Origin of the sequence: Bacillus thuringiensis, assembly GCF_001455345.1 — a bacterium.
GTDB classification, from domain to species: Bacteria; Bacillota; Bacilli; order Bacillales; family Bacillaceae_G; genus Bacillus_A; species Bacillus_A thuringiensis_N.
Window position 1 is genome coordinate 3,097,663 of sequence record NZ_CP013274.1, and the last position, 20,288, is coordinate 3,117,950.

Consider the following 20,288-nt stretch of genomic DNA (forward strand, 5'->3'; position numbering starts at 1 on the left):
TAAAATACGGGATTTTTATAAATAAATTATTCACTTATTCGAAAGAAGTTCATTCGTTACATATTACTTATCTAATTAAGAAACATTCATATACCAGCCCAAACATCTTTTCCATATCGCCCTTCATCTTGCACACGATTCAACCAATCCCTTGCTTCTTGTTCACTGACTTCATGAATTTCTTGATATGCTTGACAAAGAGTATCTTCTACGTCAGGAGCCATTTTACTTCCATCACCACATATATAAAGATGCGCTCCATTATCTAACAACGAAATTAAATTGATTCTATCTTCTTTTATTACATGCTGTACATATGTTTTAGGATGTCCTTCTAGGCGAGAAAAAGCTGTGTGTAAAGAGATTAACCCATCTCTTTCATCATTTTCTAGTTCTGTACGATAGAGATAATCCTTTTCAGGATGACGACAACCAAAGTATAGATGTGCTTCTCCTAAGTTCATACCTTTTTGCTTTTGAACGCGACGTGCTTGCAAGAATCCACGGAATGGTGCAATTCCAGTACCTGGTCCAACCATAATAATTGGCGTCTCTGGATTTTCAGGTAATTGAAAGTTTGATTGTGGCGTTCGAATGAAACAAATAATCTCATCTTTATTTTGACGCTGAGCTAAATAGTTAGAAGCGACTCCTTCATATGTCCCTTCCCCGCTCCATGCAGGCGCATTCACAACACCAACCGTAATGCTCAGACAATCCTGTGCAACGAGTGGAGAACTTGAAATAGAATAGTAACGCGGTTTGAGCGCCGGAAGAAGTTCTAAAAAGCGTTCAAATCGGATTTCACAAGCCTCATACTTTTCAAGAAGATCCAACATTGAAATACGTTTCTTTAATATTTGGTCATGATAAACTCCGTCTTCCAGTAATGATTCCAATTCCTTTTTATGAGGAGGGCATGCTGTGAATGTCACCATTTCTCGTATTTGTGCTCGAGTGGCTGCTTCTTGCACTTCGACACTATAACTAAGAAGGTCATATAAACGAACAGGACTGTCTAAAGGTATGTGATTTACACTTCGTCCACTTGCACTCAGTATGACTTGATCCTTCCCGTTTAATCCAAAGCGTTTTAAAATTCGGTTGACATTTTTCTCACTGTTAATTGGTAGCACCCCAAGGTGGTCACCTTCTTTATACGTAGCGCCTTCCGGCAAGGATATCTCAATATGTCGCGTGCTTCTTTCACTGCTAGATGATTGAAGTTCACGATTTTCTAATATAGATGCATAAACTGCTTCATATGTTCGCGCCAGAGGAGATCCTCCAAGACGGCTGACAAATTGCAGACTCAAAGTACTGCGTTCTTTCTCCATGTTTTTGTTAAGTTCCAATCCAAATGCCTTCATTGCATCAGACCACATACTCTGCTTCCATTGCTCGAGCTGTTCTTCGAAATCACCACTTGCATCCGCTTCTCCGCGTTTAGAAAATCTTGTTGCTCCTTTTTGAGCCATTTGCTCATCAATGTATCTTGGAATCCGCTGATAAGTACTAGCCCAATTATGGTCTCCACAACCAAAAACTGCGTATTGAACACCTTTTAGCTCATCCGGTTTTAATTCCTCCAACCATTGCACAAACTGTCCTGCATTACTTGGCGGCTTTCCATTATAAGAAGAAGTTACAATAAGAACCGCCCCTTCTTTCGGTAGACTTCCAATTCGATCGTTAAGAGCTGCCACTTCCGTTTGAACACCTTCTAAACTAGCTGTATCTGCTAGTTCTCTTGCAATACCTTCTGCTACCCCTGTATCCGATCCATACAGAACAAGAAGCGAAAGATTATCGGCCCCAATAATAGAAGGAGTCTTCTGAACGCGCTGCTGGGTTTCATGGTTTTTCAGTTTCTCCTCTGTAGGCGCAAGAACAGTAGCATGGCTAATAGTTTGATTTCGGGGTAGAATCCTAATTTTAAAATCACCAGGCTTTAGCGTTAATGTTTGTTTTACGTTCAGCTGATAGTCTTGATAATCAATGAATTCAAAATGTTGAAGAAGCATTCCCATTACGATTGTGGCTTCATGAAGTGCAAACTGCATACCGATACATGCTCTCTGGCCATTTCCAAATGGCTTATAAGCGTGATGAGGAACCTTATCCAGCTCTTCAAATCGTTCAGGTTGGAATTCTTCCACGTTGTCTCCCCACGCGTCTTTATCCCTATGTAACTGTGGAATAAGAACAGAAATACGATCTTTTCCTTTCTTAATTGGATATTTCCCACCAATCACTGTATCTTCTTTTGCATAGAGACTGAATGCTGGAGCAGTAGGCCATAGACGTAGCGATTCATTTAAAATCATCCGTATATACTTAAGCTTCATAACTTGTTGGTATGTTGGAGTAGAATCTGTCAAAACACGGTCTACTTCTTCATAGGCTTTTTTCAATTTATCCGGATTCTTTAATAAAAAATAGATTGCAAAAGATAATAATCCACTCGTTGTCTCATGCCCAGCTATTAGAAAGGTAATAATTTGGAAACGAATATTTTCATCATCTAATTTTTCACCAGTTTCCGGATCCTGCACATTTAACATACGGGAAAGTAAATCATTTTCTTCCTGATTCCCACTACTTTTACGTTCAGCAATAATATTATCTACTAAAGAAAACATGGATTGGATATCATGTTGAAATTGACGTTTCGTTCTCCACATGAGTTTATCTTCTATATCCAGCCTCTGTAATTGATGCATCGCCTCATCTAGAGCACGGGTCATGCTCGTGATAAAAGGATGAGGCGTCTCACGATAAAAGCTATTAAATCGATAATTAAAACCACATAGACCAATTGTATCTAATGTAAGGCGAGTCATATCCTCTGGAACATCTACGTTTTCATTCGGATTCAGCCTTGCCCATTTTTGAACGAGTTGTACAGCAATATCGACCATCATGGCATGGTAATCTTTCATTGCCCGTTGGCTAAATGTAGGCATCAAAATATTATGAGCTTTTTTCCAGTTAGGCTCATGAGTCTCGCTTGTAAATAATCCGTCTCCAGCAAAGGCGCGAACTTTCGCTAAAGCCCCCTCTATACTTTTATCGAACCTTGTTTCATCACAGACTTCTGCTACCAGTTCATGTCCAGAAACGACAATGATCGTATCACTTAAAGTTTGAATTTGAAAAATAGGACCATACTCTTCCGCTATCTTGATAAAAGATAAGGTCGGTTTATCTTTGTCGATTAATGGGAGATTCCCCAGCGGCCCATATGTTTTCGGCTGAGGAATGGCAGATACTTTTTTATCCATTACAAACACCCTTTCAAAAAGCATGAAATAAAGTGAAACTTTAATCAGTGGGGGTTTTCTTCATCCCCCACTGATTATTAGCCCACACCAATCGGGCTTTTACGGGCAGTTGATCCTCCACCTAACTTCTTTACTTTCGCTGTATTTTGAGGTAGGGGTCTTACTGCCCATTAAAGCGGGATAAAATATCCCATTCAATAAAAAGAAGATAGCAATGAATCGCCTGGGATAAAAATATGTAATTAATTACCTTAATTTATCTTTCCCCTAACTATTCATGATTATGATATTGCTTATAAGGTTGGTAATCTAAGTTGTTTGTTGGTATTAGATTTCTAACTTGCAGCAAAAATACTACATGAAAATGAAGCGTATTATTATAATGTTTATCGAAAGTTGAGAGCTAAAAATTGTAGTATTGGGAAATCCAGTAGTTTCTCATGTCAATTCAAACGAATACGATAAGTAAGTATACTGTGTTGCTAATGAAAAAGGATCTGATAGGAATATCAGATCCTTTTTACTATATATAATTATTTCACTGGTTCTTTTCCAGCTTTAAAGACCAGCGCCTTAGCAGCAGAAATTTGCATTTCTTCATAGTCTAACTAAACAGTAAAAACTTGTAGGAATTATGATCTAACGTTTTATTCTTCTCTACCGATTTAACTTCTCGACAGCTTCCGGGCTCGTATCTACACGTTTCACGAAAAAAACTAATAGGAGTGCAACAACATTCATGCCAAGCGCTACATAGAATGAATGCTGAATTCCGGATAATAAAGCCTTCTGCGTTAACATTGCCTTCGTAGCTTCTGTGAAGGTTGTTGGATCTAATTCAGACATTAGACTTTCAGCTTTTGTTTTTGTTACAGAATTCATAATCGTAACAAGAATAGCAGTACCAATCGAACCAGATACTTGTTGAGCTGTATTATTAACAGCTGTACCGTGCGGATTTAAGCGAGTTGGCAATTGATTAAGGCCATTTGTCATAAGTGGCATCATCACCATCGCCATCCCAAACATCCGCAGTGTGTAAATAAGAATAATATGTGTGTGACTAGAGTCGATTTGCAGATTTGCCAACATATAAGTTGAAACAGCTGTAATGGAAAGTCCTACTATGCCAAGAATTCGAGGGCCATATTTATCAAATAGTTTACCTGTAATTGGTGACATAACCCCCATTATTACCGCACCTGGAAGCATCATCAGCCCAGAGCTCAGCGGCGAAATACCACGAACGTTTTGTACATAAGCTGGTGTTAAAATCATACCCGAAAACATAGCCACCGCATTGACAATTGCAATTACAGACGCAAGCGCAAACATGGGGTACTTATAAACACGTAAATCCAATAATGGTTCATTCATTTTTAATTGACGGATAATGAAAGCAATTAGGGCAATAGCGCCTACGATTAAGGTTGTTACGACAACTTTATTCGTCCAGCCATCAGAGCTTGCAGAACTGAATCCATATAACAAACCCCCAAAGCCGACAGAAGATAATAGTAATGAGAGATAATCAAGTTTTGCATTTTTATTTTGCCTCATGACATTCTCTGATTTCCAAATCCCTAACAGTAAGCTAATGATTGCTAACGGTAAAATCATTTCAAAAAGCAAACGCCAGTCATAATACTCTACAATATAACCCGATAGTGTCGGTCCAATTGCTGGGGCTGTAATCATAACTAATCCAAAAATCCCCATTGCCGTTCCCCTTTTTTCTCTTGGAAAGCTTACTAGCATAATATTCATTAACAAAGGACCCATGACTGAAGAACCTGCTGCTTGAACCATCCGGCCAGTAAGTAATAAATCGAAGTTCGGTGCTACAGCCGCTAAGGCCGTACCAAGAATAAAAATCATCATAGATGTAATAAATAAGCTCCTATTGGAAAATCGGGTTATTAAAAATGCTGATGCCGGAATTAATATACCACTTACAAGCATATACCCTGTAGAAAGCCACTGAATCGTTGAATAATCTTTAATGTCTAAATCCTTCATTATTGATGGCAAGGCTACATTTAAAAGTGAGTTATTTAGAAATGAAACAAATGCCCCAATAAAAAGGATTACAAGCATTACATATGGTGGTTTTCTTTTCTGTAACGTTTCACTCATATATTTATTTGCCCCTTCATTATCAATTCCATTGATTAATTTAACTCAGTTGCATATTTGCACGAGAAAATATTACCCTTGCAGTATTTTGCCAAACTCTTCGAATGGATATTCTCTTTTTAGCAATTCTACTTACCCAACTTAAGATTTTGAATGAATATGTAAACACGTTTGTTAACCGAAATTACATTAGGCTGAAATAAACAAAAGGAGCAAATGAAAATACCCTTCGAAAATAAAGTGAAACTTTAATCAGTGGGGTTTTTGTTCATCCCCACTGATTATTAGCCCACACCAATCGGGCTTTTACGGGCAGCCCGACCCCCACCTAACTTCTTTGCTTCCGCTGAATTTTGAGGTGGGAGTCTTACTGCCCAAAAATAGCGGGATAAATCAACAAGACCACACACCCATTCCTTAAAATACAGGCTTGGAAATCTAGTTATGTAACCATCCATAAAAAGGAATATTACATAGGCTAAGTCTAACATTACATTTTTAAAGTAAGGGGAATACGCTTATGCACCAATATTGGTATGTGAATTCAAAGGGAAACGAGGAACAATATAATACCCAAAATTCAATGTCATCATTATATTCACAGCCCCAAATAACTAAAGCTAACGAAATGAGTGGTTTGAAGATTTCTGAGAATTGGAGTTGTCGCTTCTATCCAGTTGGTTGGGATTCACCAGCCAATTATACGACTTTCAATCCCGATCCCCCTCCCTTCTCTTTGGTTCAACCAATCCATTATGCAGGGATGATGCCCCAAGGACATCCTGCTAATTGGACTCCATTACCAGGCCATGCAGGTTTTAATTATCAAAAACCTCCCACCCCCTGGGCTCAACCATTCAATCATACGGGAATGTTCGCACAAGGGCATCTTGCCGCTTTACTATCGCCGCCAGCTAAAGCTTTTAAATTCAGTACCAATAACTGGGGTATTTTCGGAAACTCTCCAGGATGGGGCGGACAGATAAGTCCCATGGGATGGGGGAATAACGGAGGTTACGGTCAGCCAGGAATGCTTGGAAACTTACTTACAGTAGGAAAAGGCACTATGAATGGAATAGGAATGCTTAGCAGTCTAATGGGTATGGGGAAGTTCTTCTTTTAGTAAATTAGAACGGAAGGATAGGTTCTTAACCCCGAATTAAAAAACATTTCCTGTTCCAACAATTTAATCTTCTCAAACATCCCCCTTAACGTATTGATTGTACGCTTCCAATACTCTCCCCACTTTCATTTCCTCGTCTTTCAAATTATAAAAACATCTATTATCTTATATTTAATCACTTTATAGAGGGGTGGTAGCACCACATGCCCATCAAGCTAACCAAGTAATTTAATAGGTACGAGATGATCCTTGTTTCAAAAGTAGCAAGTGATAGAAAAGTAGGCATGCTAAAGAAGCCTATTAAAACGCGATTTTTTCGCTAGGCAGCTTGTCTATGCTTCACCGCCGTTTTATACACAATCCCTAGAATATCAAAGACGGTCATCTTCTTATACCTATGACATTTACGACCGTTTTTTTTGAGCAGCTGATAAAGGCGATGCAGAATTTTTAAAAGTTCTTCTGTGCCAACGGCTATCGCTTGAAACAGTAATGGAAAGTAATCTTTAATCATATAAATCGCTTGGTATTCACTCAGCTCCTGCTTTTTCTTTTCAAGCAGAAGCTGACGTATTTGAAACATCGTGGAAGAACAGAGGAGAATGCCGATGAGTTGTCCATATAAATGGCACTCTAGGCGTTCTCTTTTTATATTTTGACATTTATCAATTTCAAAGAATGACTTCCACGTTTTAAACAAAATTTCAATCTGCCAACGAAGTGAATATAATGAATGCACGTAGTTCGTCGGTACTTCTTCTAGCGACGTGTTCGTGATATATACGTTTATACCAATTAAACGTTTACTTTTATCCTTCATGACAATGCCTTTCTTCTTTTCACGTATCGCTTGGTTTTTCAGACGTGTTTGCGTTTGATCATCGGTTAAACGATGGATAATAACACGTGATGGAAGTTTCTGATTTTGGCCAATGTATGCCTCAGGGATTTCTATCGTTTCACCAGGGATTAGATCAGACATCATTTGTGTCATATCAAGCTGGATGTATTTTGTCTGCTTTTTTACCGTACCATTGTTGAAGTATTCGGGTTCAGGGTTCTTGGTATAAATGCGTGTATTCAGCTTCAACCGAGAAATATAGTAAGCCTCTTTATCATGAATGGTTTGTACGTCCCCTAAATCGAAGTAACCAAGATCACGTAAACACAAATCGTCTGCTTCTACGGTTTCAAGACAGATGGTACCATATGTTTTATCATTATTCTTTCCTGGCCCAAGCTGCACGTTAAGAAATTGATCACTAAGTAAATCGTATTCTAATTGGATTTTCACGCCTGCCTTATTACTACTCCCACCTGAGCCTTGATAGTCAGTAGCGAATTAATCAGGTAGTTGAAACACTGTTGCATCTAGAATACGGATAAGATTAAAAGTAGAAATTATATGTGCAGAAAGTGAGTGATTTGAACAGAGTTTTTGTGTGAGAAGGGAAGTAAACACTTCTTGAAGAAATGCGACAGCTGCTGGATTAAAGCGTTGATTCAGTCCTTCTGGGCTCATGAGTGTAGCTGTATTTGTATAAAGCTGACTACATAATCGAGTAGGAGAATCGCTTGCTACGTGTTGACTAATCCAAATACATAAAGCGGCCAAATCTCGTGCGCCATATTTACTTTTACGTTTTACGAAACCCGTCGCTGTTGAAGGATACTTGGGGATAGATATCGCTGTAATTCTTCAGCGAATAAATGAAACTCATCTTGAATCGATAGAGTCATACAAAACGCCATCCTTTCTGTATTTTTCTACAAAAAGAATAGCGTTTTTTTGATTATATGGATACAAATTTATCTTAGATTGATAGCGATATATGGTAACCCCAATTAGACCAACGATTTCTCCTTGGCTGAGTTTCGCTCCCCGACTTTTCCTATGGAAACGTAGAAAAACAAATGATTAAACAATTTATATTTTGTCTTTTTGTGGCTTTGTAAAATAGATTGATCATTTATAACAAAGTTTGATAATTAATAATAAAGATTGATGAAATTGTTAATTCAAATAAGACTTGTATTTGAATTAGGGAGCTATTTTGAATTATTCGTAATCTAAAATAATCAAATTATATTTTACAGTAACAATAAAACAAAATATTGACCACTCGGTACAAAAAAGAGTATTCTATTCATGTTATCTTTAAAATGAGAGGAGGATACGATTGAATAAACGCGGCAGACCCCGAGAGTTTGATTATTCCTCAATTGTAGATGTTGCAATGAAAACATTTTGGTTAAGAGGATATGAAGGGTGTTCTACACAAGATTTATGCAGTGATACAGGACTTGGAAAAGGAAGTTTATACAATACTTTCGGTAGTAAACATGAACTGTATAAACAAGTATTAGAACGCTACCATGAAATTGGGATTAGGGAACAAAGGAAATTGTTACATACTCCAATTCCAGTTAAAGAACGATTAAGTAATTTTTTTGAATGGGCATTGAAAGAAGACTTTGAGAATATGGATCAAAAAGGATGTTTATTGATTAATGCCAGTATAGAACGTGCTAAAAACGATTTAATGGTACAAGAAATTTTCTCGAAGCATGTTGAACTTCTTAAACAAGCTATTGAAACAGTGATGGAGGAAGGATTGCAAACAGGTGAAATTTCAAAGAAGCAATCAGCTGTGGAATTAGCTAGTCTGCTTTTAAGCAGTTATTACGGATTCCGTGTTCTTAATGTATCGATGCAAAATCGGATGTTGTCTGAACAAGTTATCAAAGGAACAATAGAGTCTATTTGTGGCGCTTAGTGCGCTCTTTTTTCGCACTATTTTTGTACCGATCATTACAATAATGAATAAGGAGTGTTTTTATGCCATCGATTATTTATTTATTAGCTTTAGCAATCTTTTGTATGACTACATCAGAATTTATGATTGCAGGTATGATGAATGAACTTGCTCTTGCATTCCAGGTTTCTGTATCATCCATTGGGTATTTAATTTCAGCTTATGCAGGAGCAATGGTAATAGGAGGCCCCATTTTAACTGCAATCCTCTTACGAATGCGCAGCAAACAAGCATTATTGTTTTTAATGTTCGCATTTTTAATTGGTCAATCGCTCGGAGCTATTGCTTGGAACTATAATATTATGATGATTTCACGTATTATAACTGGTATTGCTTCAGCTTCAGCTTTTGGAGTTGCGATTTCCTTTTCTGCAACATTGGTTCACTCTGATTCAAGGGGAAAAGCTGCATCAATTGTACTTGCAGGTTTAATGTTTGCAACTGTATTAGGTTTACCTATAACAACCGTTATTTCGCAATATTTTGGCTGGCGTATTAGTTTTGGGGCTGTTTCTGTTCTTGTGCTAGTATCAGGGATCATGATTCAATGGTTGTTACCATCATCTTCAAATAAAGAGCAATTGAATTGGAAAGACGAACTTCTGCGATTTAAGAATATTCATCTTTGGGCAGCGTACGTAACAAGTATGTTCATTATTGGTGGTACGTTTGCAGCATTTAGTTATTTCACTCCTATCTTTACAAATATCACAGGCTTTTCAAGTGCAAGTATTCCATATTTACTTGCTCTCTATGGTAGTGCGACGGTAGTTGGGAATATAGTGATTGGCAAGTTTGCTGATAAATATACAATGAAAATACTGGTGAGTGGATTGATTATATTAATAGTAGCATTGTCTTTATTTGCTTTAGGTGCAGAGAATAAATACATTGCGGTTATTTCTACGATTTTTATTGGTTTAACTGGTGTAGCATTGAATCCGGCTATGGTTGCGAGAGTAATGAAAACAGCTAGTAATGGAACAATGATAAATACCGTTCATAGTTCTTTTATTACGCTGGGTATTGTTATTGGTTCCTCACTAGGTGGTCTTGGAATCAGTAAAGGATATGGTTTTGTATCTCCGCTATGGATTGGAGCTTGTTTAGCTATCCTTGGGGTAATTTCATTATTTCCATATTTACATAAAGGAAAGGCAGATTAAGATGTTTAAAATTTCTTTATATAGGGTCACCATACATGCCCATCAACTTAAGAAATTGGTAGTTCCCCAAAACGAAGAAATTTTCGTTCTGGGGGTATTATAAAATTTAGCTTGATGGCGATGTGGTAGCACCAACAAAATGCAAAAACCGGTTCCTGTACAAAAGAACCGGTTTTTTTAATATTTATTTATTGGAAAAGTAGTCAAATCTTTTTTCATTATTTGACACTTTGAACACGACCAATTTGTCCATCTTGTAAGCGAACTTTAATTCCGTACGTGTGTGTTTCACTATGTGTCAAAATGTCTTTCACAACACCACTTACAGTTTTGCTATAGTCATTATCCAATTGAATAACTACCTGTGAACCAACTGAAATTTGTGATCTTGTTGGTTTCCCACCTGTTGCTTGTGTTGGTTTTTCTTGTTTTTGTGTTCTCTCCTGTTGTGTAGACTGCTGTTGCTGAGTCTTTTGCTCTTGTTGTTTACGTTTTTCTTCCTCTACTCTTTGCTGTTCTTCTTGTTTACGTTTTTCTTCCTCTACTCTTTGTTGTTCTTCTTGTTTACGTTTTTCTTCCTCTACTCTTTGTTGTTCTTCTTGTTTACGTTTTTCTTCCTCTGCTCTTTGTTTCTCTTCTTGTTTACGTTTTTCTTCCTCTGCTCTTTGTTTCTCTTCTTGTTTACGTTTTTCTTCTTCTGCTCTTTGCTGTTCTTCTTGTTTACGCTTTTCTTCTTCTACTCTTTGCTGTTCTTCTTGCTTACGTTTTTCTTCCTCTACTACTTTTTTATCTTCATCTATTTTTTTCTCCTCTTGTGCTACTTTTAATTTTTCTTCATCACCTTTACAAGCACTTAAAGCCATTACACACAAGCTCATAAGTACAAATAATAACAGTTTCTTTAACATTAAAAAATCCTCCTATATATACATTACAAATTAATAACTTTCATAGCATAACAAATATTTATGTATTTCTTTGTCAAAATTTGTCGTATATATTTAATTTCCACTAAAACACTTGCGCTACAATGTTGAACTTCCAATTAGTAACGCTTTATATGAGATTTTATTTAATAGTAAAGATGAAAAAAATACATTAGAAAAACTTTTTTAAGACCTGTTAAATTTGAATTTAAAGGATACTTCAGCCAATTCCTGCTGTTGTAAAATAAGTAACATATAATCAATTAAAACAATGTAACACCCCACATTTGCAACAAAAACAGCAAGAAAAGGCATTCCAAATATGGAACGCCCTCTTACACTGTATAAAACTTTACAGCAATCGAAATATTCTACTTAACAAAATCACACATTTAACGAAAGAAATGAGTTAAATGCATAACGCTCTTCTAACTTTCCTTGCGAAGCTTAGTGGATCATCAACGTCTTCAATATTAACGTAAATCAAATTTGGATCATCACATAACCACTCATTGTGTATAGACGAAACAATTATTCCTTGTTTAATAATTGTAGCAACAAATCCAGTGACTTCCTTTTGTAAGAGCGCTACCCGGCCTAGACATAATGCCTGTCCAGTTTTATGATCTCTTGATTCGAATGAAAAGGAAGTTGTTACTCTAAAACGTTTTCCTAAGATTGTTGCCTTTATTTCATCCCGATTTATTGTTGCTACACATTTCCCACCGGCGAACCCTTCTTGGCCACCGATAATTCTTGCAAACTTTTGACAAATTAATTCATCATTACACGCCATACCTTTCATCATCCCCCCTTTTACTATTAGGTTATGAATGAATACATAGGTTTGAAACGGTAATGAATCTATTCGATTTAAAAAAAGATTATCAGAACCTAACGAAGTCTATTATATGGTACGACATTTTTAGAAAGCATAAAAAATACACCCTAAGGTGCCATCCTGCGACTTGAGAATCCTATCTATGTATGGAAAAATTTCAAAAAAGACAAATACAAAAGAGAAGCTTCTAACTGTAATGTATGGAGCTCTTATGGCATTAAGAATCTCCGTTATATTACTTTCTAATCAGTCTCGTTAAAGACATCCCAAGAAATCCAACACCCATTCCTATGAGCCATCCAGTTTGGGCATTACCTAACATAGATCCCACTCCTCCACCAAGAAACATGCAGCCAACGAATACTAATCCTCCAATTCCCCAATTCGGCCGTTCCATCATTCATTCACATCCCTTCAATAAAACATATGCTTTTAGCTACCTCAACTTTCTTGCATAGGATACATAAAACATCACAACTGATTAAAATACCTCAAGCCCTATGAAATAAATTTTTAGATAAACCAAAATAACAAGCAAAAAGCCCCTTCAAATTTGAAGGGGCTTTTTAATATATAGAAATTAGCTTAAAGCAAAGATAACATCTCTTGAAGGGGGCATTTTTTTATTATTCAGGTTTATTGAGGAGCCTTCGTTTGAAGCAACTTTAACCCCATCCCAATAAAAATCAGTCCTGTTACTTTATTTAGAATCATTCCTACCTTTTGATTTCCTCTTAATTTTTTTGTGACATAGGAAGAGAAATAAGCAACAAATAAACACCACAATAGTCCAGTTACTGTAAAAGTAATTCCTAAAATGATAAAAGGCATAGGACTTGAAGCCTTTGTATCTATAAATTGCGGAAGAAACGCAATAAAGAATAAAGAGACTTTTGGATTCGTAAGACTTGTTAAAAGTCCTTGTAAATATATCTTTCTAATGTTCAATTTATTGGATGAGGCTTGAAAAGCTACATTTGTCTTATCAAGTATCATTTTAATTCCTAAATATACAAGATAGATAACACCTATAACCTTAATAGTGTTAAATAAAACAATTGATTTTGTAAGTATAATAGATAAACCAAAAGCAACCAATAACGTATGAACTAAAGAACCAGTAATAATACCAAAAACAGAATACACACCTGCTTTTCTACCTTGTGAAATACTTCTTCCCACAATATACATGGTGTCTGCACCAGGAATTAGATTTAATAAAATTCCTGTTAGTAAAAACACTTCGTAATTAATAATACCGTACATTCTAGCACCCCTATCGATTTTTTCATGCCCTTATTGATATTAAATGAAATAAAAGAAAAAGAAAATAACTTTCTTTTTCTTCAATAAAATCAGTATTTTTTGATTTACAACCGATAAAATTGATGGGGTGTACTATTCGTATCGTAGACCCAAAACTCACTATTAAATAAATAAAACCCCAGAGATCCAAAGGTCTCTGGGGCTTCATTATATATTTAACTCTTTTTGCTTTTTATTTTGTTTATGTCTATACAGTAATTTTCGACTTATTAGAGAAATCACTAATAAAGTCAGGATCAATAAGAAAAGTTGCATAAATGATAGATCAAAATATTTAGCACCTGTAACTATTAAAAGTGTAGAAATCGTACCTTTTACAATGAAAAAAATAATAACCCACAATCCGCCTTTTTTCCAGTTCATTTTTATATTACCCTTTCCTGCGTTTAAGTTCTTAAAAGATTTAGTAATAGTTCTTGAATGTGATACCTTAATAGAAATCTATTATATGAATATAAGAAATAGACTTTTTCACAAAATTCATGTCCAATTACATACGACGATTCCATCATAAATGAAAATGATATTCAGTGTCAATTTTATTGACTATTTGAAAACCTGTTTCTTCATCTTAATCTCTTTCTACTTTGTTTCTTATACGCAATAAACTCTTGTATTCAAACAAAAACACCTCCATTGCATTTGCACACTTAGTATGCGAATGCAAGAGGTGTTTTTCCATGTACCATCAAGTAAGATTTCCTGCTTTATTTATTCGTTTAAGTTCTTGATACGTAGCTATTTTCTAGTACACGATAACTGGATCATACGTGTTCAGACTATCATACACAGTTTTTGCAACATTAGGAAGAAGGTTCACACACCCGCCTGATCCCCCTGTTAAATAAGCATTATTTCCCCAGTCTTTTCGCCAGCCGGCATCGTGGAATCCTTGACCGCTATTTGTGAATGGAACCCAGTAATCTACTTTAACTGCATAATCAGCTTTACCTACTGCGCTACCTCTTAGCGTGTATGGTGTTCGTTTGTATAGGACGTACCACACACCTGGTGATGTATCTTCACCCGTGCTATGTTTACCCGTTACTACATTTGTTGTAACGACTAATTTCCCATCTTTATAAATCCAAATTTGCTGATCCGCAATTGAAACTTCTGCATATGTGTCTCCGATGCCATTATTCGATGTTGTTTTATAACCGATACCTTCCTTCTCCCAACCATTTCCGTGAATATTAGAAGCAGAAAGTGATTTTTCGCCTTTCTCAAAGGCTTGTTGAACTTGTTTTGTCTCTTTTTCAACATCTAATGCCCAGCCGTATCCTTGTCCTTTTACTGATATGACCGAACCAGAATGTGTTTTAAAAGCGAAGTCTTTATGTAATGTAGATTTAGCCTTATTAATTTCAGTAATCTTATTCTTAATATCGCTCGCATCGATTGTCACTTTCATATCCTTTGACATAGAGGCATTTTGAATTAAATCTTTCGCTTTTAATGCATACACTTCATCCTGCACTTTATAATCAACAGACTGCCCAAGAAGACTCTGTAATGCCTTTTCTTCTTTTTTGATAATCGGATCGTCTTCTTTAATAGGCTGTATGTATGCAGACTTTAGGTGAATTTCGCTTTTATGCTTCTGCTTATCATACTCTTTTAGTAAACTCGTAACGTCATACTGTTTCCCATCAACGCTCTTCGAGATAACAACTTTTCCTTGTTCAAGCTTCGCCATAGCATCTTGAGGCTCTTTTAATTGTGTATTCATAGAAACAAGCTTTTCTTCTACAAGTTTTTTCATCGTTTCACTACGATACTGCTCTGCCTTTTCTGGTAGCAATGAATAATCTTTTTTCTTTGAAGAAGGGAAAAATGTCCACTGGCTTTTTAATAGTTTCTTAACTTGTGGCGAATCTTTTTCCGTCAGTTCCGTCTTTGTCTCTTGTTCATCTAAAATTTGTTGTTGATCAATATAGACTTTGTTTGCTAATCCAGCTGTTTTTAATTTCTGTATTGCCTGATCAGCGCTCAAACCACCGACTTTTGTATCATTAATCGTAACATTAGAATTGAAGTGAGTTGCCTGATAATAGCTCATTCCTCCAAGGAGAAGTGCAATTACACCGCCACCTGCTGCGATAAGCTTCCAATTTGTAAAACGTTTTTTGGATCTTACCCGTTTTTTCTCAACTTCTTCAACAGATTCATTTACTGTATTGTTGTTCATCAATCTTTCCCCCGTATACATTAACGTCAATTGATTTTAAACCAAAACCATTGAATAGTGTACCTTATTTTTCCTAAAATTTCATTGTTTTTAACTAGGTTTTATCTCATTTAATCGTTAAAAGTTAGATTTTTTATAGAAAGATATATAAATATGGTAGATAAAGTGAAAAAGGAACTACACCAATTGAGCTATTACGGGCTCCTAGCATTCCCCGAATTTTAAAGAGTGATACTCTCAATGAAATTTAACTTAGTGAAATAATTTTTAGAAGGTTCAAGTTAGAGGATAGCATCTTAGAATGTCTTCTATTTATGAAAAATATCCACAAAAAAGGGTCTACATGTAGACTCTTTTTTGTGAACATTTTAATATCGTTTTTTTATAAAAATAGAATTTCCCTGTGCTTCCCGCTTTTCACCAAGGTTCACAACATCTACTATCGGCCTAACCAATTTCACCTTATGCCCTTTTATCATCAACAATTTTAAATTTCTTTAAACTATTATATATGTTTGTACCACGCTTTATTGATACGTTCAACCTTTACAGGTGTTGAAGTTTTAGACTCATTCTTTGTTGTAATCCTATTATTAGAACATCCTACAATAATAAGGCAGCATGTAGTCAATAAAACCAATAATATTAATTTATTCAATTAGCCACTCCTATATAAGCGAAATATTATATTGAGAAAATTAAACATAACATCGAATCTTTGTAAAAACAATATATTTCCTAGTTTTATTTTCATTAGAGGATTAATGGGCACCTTGAGATGCTTTTTGCACTTATAAGGGTAAAACCTCACGTTCACCAAGTCAAGATTCAAATTCTATTTAATTCGTTCTCAGAGTTTATGCTAATATAAAAGATAGCTATTTTTGTTGAAAACTAAGTATCTCCCAAAATGAAAATTACGAACTAAATTCCTATAACCCTATATACATTTATTCAGCTAACTTCTCTCCCGTAACAATCTGAAACAAAGTGGCTGCATTTTTCCCTTCTAATTGAACGTACTGACTATCCCCTGCTATGATTTCTATTTTATCCTTATTTGGAATTACCCAAATTTGATACAACACAGCTTTCGCCTCTATTTTCGGATTTTTAAATTGAAAAACAAAATGATAATCAGCTGGACGAGACATTTCCACTTTTTTATTTTCAAAATGAGCATCATTTAATATTTTCTTTACTTGTCGAACTTGCTTATTATCTGTAACTACCTTCAAATCCTCATATGTATCATCAACACGTTTTTGCACTTTAATTGTTTGTTCTTCATTCCCTATTATATTCGAACAGCCCGTTACTATGAATATAATTATTGCAATAAAAAACACAGATAAATTTCTACCCTTCATATTCATCTACCTCATTTCAATCAAAATATGAAAATTGTAAAATAAAGTAAATTATTTTATGATTAGAAATATAAAGAATAACAGGAGAGGAGTGCCGTCCATGCAGTTAAAAACATACACTTGGAAAAGTTATACGTTTCTTATTGTAAGTATATTCGTTACTATTAATCTCTTTCTCTTCACACCTATTTTAGACAGAGTTGGAGTAGAATGTGTCGTGCCTTTCGCCTACTTCATATTAGCTTCCGCTGTTATAGCAATCCTATTAGCGGTTATATCTTTTTGCAGTCGAAATGAAAGGAAAATTTTAGCGATTATCGGTTTATGTTTTACTCTATTTAATACAGCAATTATTTTATTTTTCCTTTGGTTCGGTTACCACTTCACTTAAGTGAAGTATAAATAAACTCCATAAGCCACAAATAAAACGAATAAAATAGAAATGCCGAGTACCGTGTATATAATCCATTTTACATTTGAACTCATATACTCCCCCTTCTCACCTTCCATTATATAACAAAAAGCATTGGTTACCCAATGCTTTTTCACACTTACACAAATAAAGACGTATTCGCATATAAAGCTGGTGAACCACCTGAATGTACGAATAAAATGTTGTCTTCTTTACTAAATGTACCTTTTCTAATTAAATCGATTAATCCCGCTACCGCTTTACCTGTATACACTGGATCCAGTAAAATACCTTCTGTTTTCGCTAACAGCTGCACTGCCTCCACCATTTCTGGTGTTGGTAACGCATAACCTGGTCCTACATATTCATCAAAGCATGTAACAGCTTCGCGTGGGATAAAGTTCGGAATACCAACGTGAGCTGACGTTTCCTCTACAAGTTTGGCTACTTTCTCTTCTTGTTCTGCTTTCCCTCTACTTACGTTGATTCCGATTACAGGAATGTGACTTTGTGTTCCAGCAAAACCTGTAATTAAACCAGCGTGCATACCGCCGCTACCACTTACGCAAACGACTGAACTGAAATCAATTCCTTGGTCAAATGATTGCGCCATAATTTCTTGCGCACAAGCAATGTATCCCATTGCGCCAGTAGGATTTGATCCACCAACTGGAATGACATATGGTGTATTCCCTTTTTCACTAACTTCTTTCGCTACTTTATGCATCTCTTCCATAAGATCTGCTCCATTTCGTACAACAATTACATTTTCAGCACCTAATAAATGATATAAGAAATAGTTTCCGTTAAAATCTGGCTTCTCTTCTGGCTCAAGCCCTTCTTCTAATACAAGGATACATTTCATTTTTTCTTTTACCGCCGCTGCCAGTGTCAGGCGGCAATGATTTGACTGAATACCACCAGCTGTAATTAACGTATCTGCACCCTTTGCCTGTGCATCTGCAACTAGAAACTCTAACTTTCTCGTCTTATTACCACCAGCTGTTAAACCAAGTAAATCATCTCGTTTAAAATAAATAGTCGGCCCACCAAGTGCCTCAGAAAAATTATTTAACTTTTCAATTGGTGTATATGACTCTGTATATTTTTTTCTTGGGAATTTAGCTAAATTCATTAATAACGCTCCTTTTGTACTTCTTTCACAATGTATGTAACGTTACTATTATTGCATGTAAAAATGATGAAGTCATCTTTCTGGGGGAAAAATGTATTGAAATTCGGTTTGGTGAATGGAATTATGCTTATGAATTTTGATTCTAGTACGGTACATGAAATTTATATCAACGATTTTTCAAATATATCGTTCATAACTTGAAATATATCAACGATTTTTTCAATATATCGACGATTCGACATGAGATATCGATTTACCGACAAATAGTGACAAAACCAAAAGAGCCCACTCTTTAAAAAGTAGGCCCTTACCAATCACTTATTTACAGAAAAACGAAGTAGCTGCGTTAATCCCGGCTGTAAATTCATTTCCCCCTTATGGCGTACGTATACAATTTTGTCCCCATCAAATTTCGGAGGATTCCCTGGATTATACGTATGCCACTCATTCGTTCCTTCTATAGAATACTCCATGTATTCTGTTGCACCGACGATTACGTTTTTACTGTCATCTGCTGTAACATTTGGTGCCATTTGTGCAACTTTCGAATCGCTAATTAATAATTTTTTAATATCTTTATCACGTTTATAATCATAAGCTGTTACGATTACATCGTTACCGTATGCTTTTATTTGTAGTCCTTGTTTAAATGAATATCCATCCGGAGCAGTCTTCTCTCCGCCATTTGGTCCAGCCGACATCCAGCCCGTTTCAATTCCGCCCGTATTTACAACTGTAAATCCTTTTTCATCTCCACCTGCAATCTTCTTTTTACCAGCCCAGTCCGGTAAGTTTAAATCCCAATGCGTATGACTTGTAAAGAAAACGACCTGCGGATAGTCTTTTAATATATCGTACAATTTATCCACGTTTAAATAGTCTTGTAAATATGGTGATTGTCTTGATCCAGACACAGTATCAGGTAAAACGTGATGAGAGAAAATGAAAATTGGTTTATTTTTATCTTTTTGGCTGTACTCTTCTAAATTTTGTTTTAACCAACCTAGTTGCTCATCACTCATATATACTTCATCCCACATTTTTGAATCGTGGTATTTCATATATTTTTCAGTTCCTAAAAATAGAAGCGGATAACCGTCTAATTCTTTTTTATGATATACCTTTTCTTGTCCGCTAAATTGTAAGTAGCGACCAAATAGCGTTTCTTCCGTTACACCATTAGGCCATGTACTTTGAGAGAGCTTCCCCTCAGCTGTCCATTTACCAGCATAAAACTCATGATTCCCAACAGTTGACCATACATTTTCTGGATGCTTATTTTTATTTAACACACGCTTCACATCATCATATTGTGACTGTTGTCCCGTTGGCGTTATATCCCCATTCATAATAAGCGCTCTAGAAAGTGGTGTCACTTTGTTCATATCTTTTAATACGTGATCAAAATCTCCTAAATCCCCTTGAATGTCACTAATAACGTTAAAAGTTGTAGCTGATTTTCGAACTTGCTCTTTCCCTTCCGCATGTGCTGAAAATGTCGTTAATAACGCCGCCATAACCGCTAACGAAGCAACTGCCTTTTTCATACAAATTCTCCCCCT

15 protein-coding genes and 1 pseudogene are annotated in these 20,288 nt (G+C 35.8%); 4 read left to right on the top strand and 12 right to left on the bottom strand.

Annotated elements, in window-relative coordinates; all coding sequences use genetic code 11:
- Positions 1–86 precede the first annotated feature (86 nt).
- The gene (gene cypD, locus ATN06_RS16100; RefSeq protein WP_060631482.1) at positions 87–3,284 is read right to left on the bottom strand and encodes a bifunctional P-450/NADPH--P450 reductase; all 3,198 of its coding nucleotides are present in this window, start codon (positions 3,282–3,284) and stop codon (positions 87–89) included.
- A 657-nt stretch (positions 3,285–3,941) separates the two neighbouring features.
- Entirely contained in the window at positions 3,942–5,420 is a 1,479-nt protein-coding gene (locus ATN06_RS16105) for a DHA2 family efflux MFS transporter permease subunit (RefSeq protein WP_060631483.1), read from the bottom strand.
- Between the two features lie 520 nt (positions 5,421–5,940).
- Between ATN06_RS16105 and ATN06_RS16115 the strand changes: the two genes are divergently transcribed.
- Entirely contained in the window at positions 5,941–6,543 is a 603-nt protein-coding gene (locus ATN06_RS16115; RefSeq protein ID WP_060631485.1) for a hypothetical protein, read from the top strand.
- Between the two features lie 319 nt (positions 6,544–6,862).
- Here the strand turns inward: ATN06_RS16115 and ATN06_RS16120 are convergent.
- A pseudogene (locus ATN06_RS16120) lies at positions 6,863–8,283 on the bottom strand (IS4 family transposase).
- Between the two features lie 440 nt (positions 8,284–8,723).
- Between ATN06_RS16120 and ATN06_RS16125 the strand changes: the two are divergent.
- On the top strand, positions 8,724–9,320 hold the full coding sequence (locus tag ATN06_RS16125; protein ID WP_060631486.1) for a TetR/AcrR family transcriptional regulator: 597 nt from the start codon (positions 8,724–8,726) through the stop codon (positions 9,318–9,320).
- Positions 9,321–9,382: 62 nt separating this feature from the next.
- Positions 9,383–10,525: an MFS transporter gene (locus ATN06_RS16130; RefSeq protein ID WP_060631487.1), complete on the top strand. Its 1,143-nt coding sequence runs from the start codon at positions 9,383–9,385 to the stop codon at positions 10,523–10,525.
- A gap of 218 nt (positions 10,526–10,743) precedes the next feature.
- Here ATN06_RS16130 and ATN06_RS16135 read toward each other — a convergent pair whose 3' ends face one another.
- The 7 genes from ATN06_RS16135 to ATN06_RS16165 all read right to left on the bottom strand — a co-directional run bounded on the left by ATN06_RS16135 (position 10,744) and on the right by ATN06_RS16165 (position 17,179).
- Positions 10,744–11,433, bottom strand: coding sequence for a YwbE family protein (locus ATN06_RS16135; protein WP_060631488.1), 690 nt, complete (start codon positions 11,431–11,433; stop codon positions 10,744–10,746).
- A 427-nt stretch (positions 11,434–11,860) separates the two neighbouring features.
- Entirely contained in the window at positions 11,861–12,259 is a 399-nt protein-coding gene (locus ATN06_RS16140) for a DUF1259 domain-containing protein (RefSeq protein WP_060631489.1), read from the bottom strand.
- A 268-nt stretch (positions 12,260–12,527) separates the two neighbouring features.
- A complete protein-coding gene (locus tag ATN06_RS29245) occupies positions 12,528–12,692 on the bottom strand; it encodes a hypothetical protein (RefSeq protein ID WP_176225730.1) in 165 nt (54 codons plus the stop codon).
- Positions 12,693–12,928: 236 nt separating this feature from the next.
- Positions 12,929–13,558 carry a LysE family translocator gene (locus ATN06_RS16145; protein ID WP_060631490.1) on the bottom strand — a complete coding sequence of 210 codons (630 nt, stop codon included), beginning with the start codon at positions 13,556–13,558 and terminating at the stop codon, positions 12,929–12,931.
- A 207-nt stretch (positions 13,559–13,765) separates the two neighbouring features.
- On the bottom strand, positions 13,766–13,981 hold the full coding sequence (locus ATN06_RS16155) for a hypothetical protein (protein WP_060631492.1): 216 nt from the start codon (positions 13,979–13,981) through the stop codon (positions 13,766–13,768).
- Between the two features lie 382 nt (positions 13,982–14,363).
- Positions 14,364–15,809, bottom strand: a complete 1,446-nt coding sequence (locus ATN06_RS16160; protein ID WP_060631493.1) for a L,D-transpeptidase family protein — start codon at positions 15,807–15,809, stop codon at positions 14,364–14,366.
- Between the two features lie 950 nt (positions 15,810–16,759).
- A complete protein-coding gene (locus ATN06_RS16165) occupies positions 16,760–17,179 on the bottom strand; it encodes a YhfM domain-containing protein (protein WP_060631494.1) in 420 nt (139 codons plus the stop codon).
- A gap of 100 nt (positions 17,180–17,279) precedes the next feature.
- Here ATN06_RS16165 and ATN06_RS16170 point away from each other — a divergent pair, with 100 nt between their 5' ends.
- The gene (locus ATN06_RS16170; RefSeq protein ID WP_060631495.1) at positions 17,280–17,570 is read left to right on the top strand and encodes a hypothetical protein; all 291 of its coding nucleotides are present in this window, start codon (positions 17,280–17,282) and stop codon (positions 17,568–17,570) included.
- A gap of 160 nt (positions 17,571–17,730) precedes the next feature.
- On the opposite strand, the gene ATN06_RS16180 is transcribed toward ATN06_RS16170, so the two are convergent.
- Complete coding sequence (locus ATN06_RS16180; RefSeq protein WP_060631497.1) at positions 17,731–18,726, bottom strand: D-cysteate sulfo-lyase; 996 nt, start codon at positions 18,724–18,726, stop codon at positions 17,731–17,733.
- Positions 18,727–19,040: 314 nt separating this feature from the next.
- Positions 19,041–20,273 carry a DUF4073 domain-containing protein gene (locus ATN06_RS16190; protein WP_060631499.1) on the bottom strand — a complete coding sequence of 411 codons (1,233 nt, stop codon included), beginning with the start codon at positions 20,271–20,273 and terminating at the stop codon, positions 19,041–19,043.
- Between the last annotated feature and the right edge of the window lie 15 nt (positions 20,274–20,288).

Bases quoted from the DNA above. Each gene is read 5' to 3' on its own strand.
- ATN06_RS16155 (WP_060631492.1), bottom strand. From the start codon at position 13,981: ATGAACTGGAAAAAAGGCGGATTGTGGGTTATTATTTTTTTCATTGTA.
- cypD (WP_060631482.1), bottom strand. From the start codon at position 3,284: ATGGATAAAAAAGTATCTGCCATTCCTCAGCCGAAAACATATGGGCCG.
- ATN06_RS16160 (WP_060631493.1), bottom strand. From the start codon at position 15,809: ATGAACAACAATACAGTAAATGAATCTGTTGAAGAAGTTGAGAAAAAA.
- ATN06_RS16165 (WP_060631494.1), bottom strand. From the start codon at position 17,179: ATGAAGGGTAGAAATTTATCTGTGTTTTTTATTGCAATAATTATATTC.
- ATN06_RS16140 (WP_060631489.1), bottom strand. From the start codon at position 12,259: ATGATGAAAGGTATGGCGTGTAATGATGAATTAATTTGTCAAAAGTTT.
- ATN06_RS16105 (WP_060631483.1), bottom strand. From the start codon at position 5,420: ATGAGTGAAACGTTACAGAAAAGAAAACCACCATATGTAATGCTTGTA.
- ATN06_RS16145 (WP_060631490.1), bottom strand. From the start codon at position 13,558: ATGTACGGTATTATTAATTACGAAGTGTTTTTACTAACAGGAATTTTA.
- ATN06_RS16170 (WP_060631495.1), top strand. From the start codon at position 17,280: ATGCAGTTAAAAACATACACTTGGAAAAGTTATACGTTTCTTATTGTA.
- ATN06_RS16130 (WP_060631487.1), top strand. From the start codon at position 9,383: ATGCCATCGATTATTTATTTATTAGCTTTAGCAATCTTTTGTATGACT.
- ATN06_RS16115 (WP_060631485.1), top strand. From the start codon at position 5,941: ATGCACCAATATTGGTATGTGAATTCAAAGGGAAACGAGGAACAATAT.
- ATN06_RS16180 (WP_060631497.1), bottom strand. From the start codon at position 18,726: ATGAATTTAGCTAAATTCCCAAGAAAAAAATATACAGAGTCATATACA.
- ATN06_RS16135 (WP_060631488.1), bottom strand. From the start codon at position 11,433: ATGTTAAAGAAACTGTTATTATTTGTACTTATGAGCTTGTGTGTAATG.
- ATN06_RS29245 (WP_176225730.1), bottom strand. From the start codon at position 12,692: ATGATGGAACGGCCGAATTGGGGAATTGGAGGATTAGTATTCGTTGGC.
- ATN06_RS16190 (WP_060631499.1), bottom strand. From the start codon at position 20,273: ATGAAAAAGGCAGTTGCTTCGTTAGCGGTTATGGCGGCGTTATTAACG.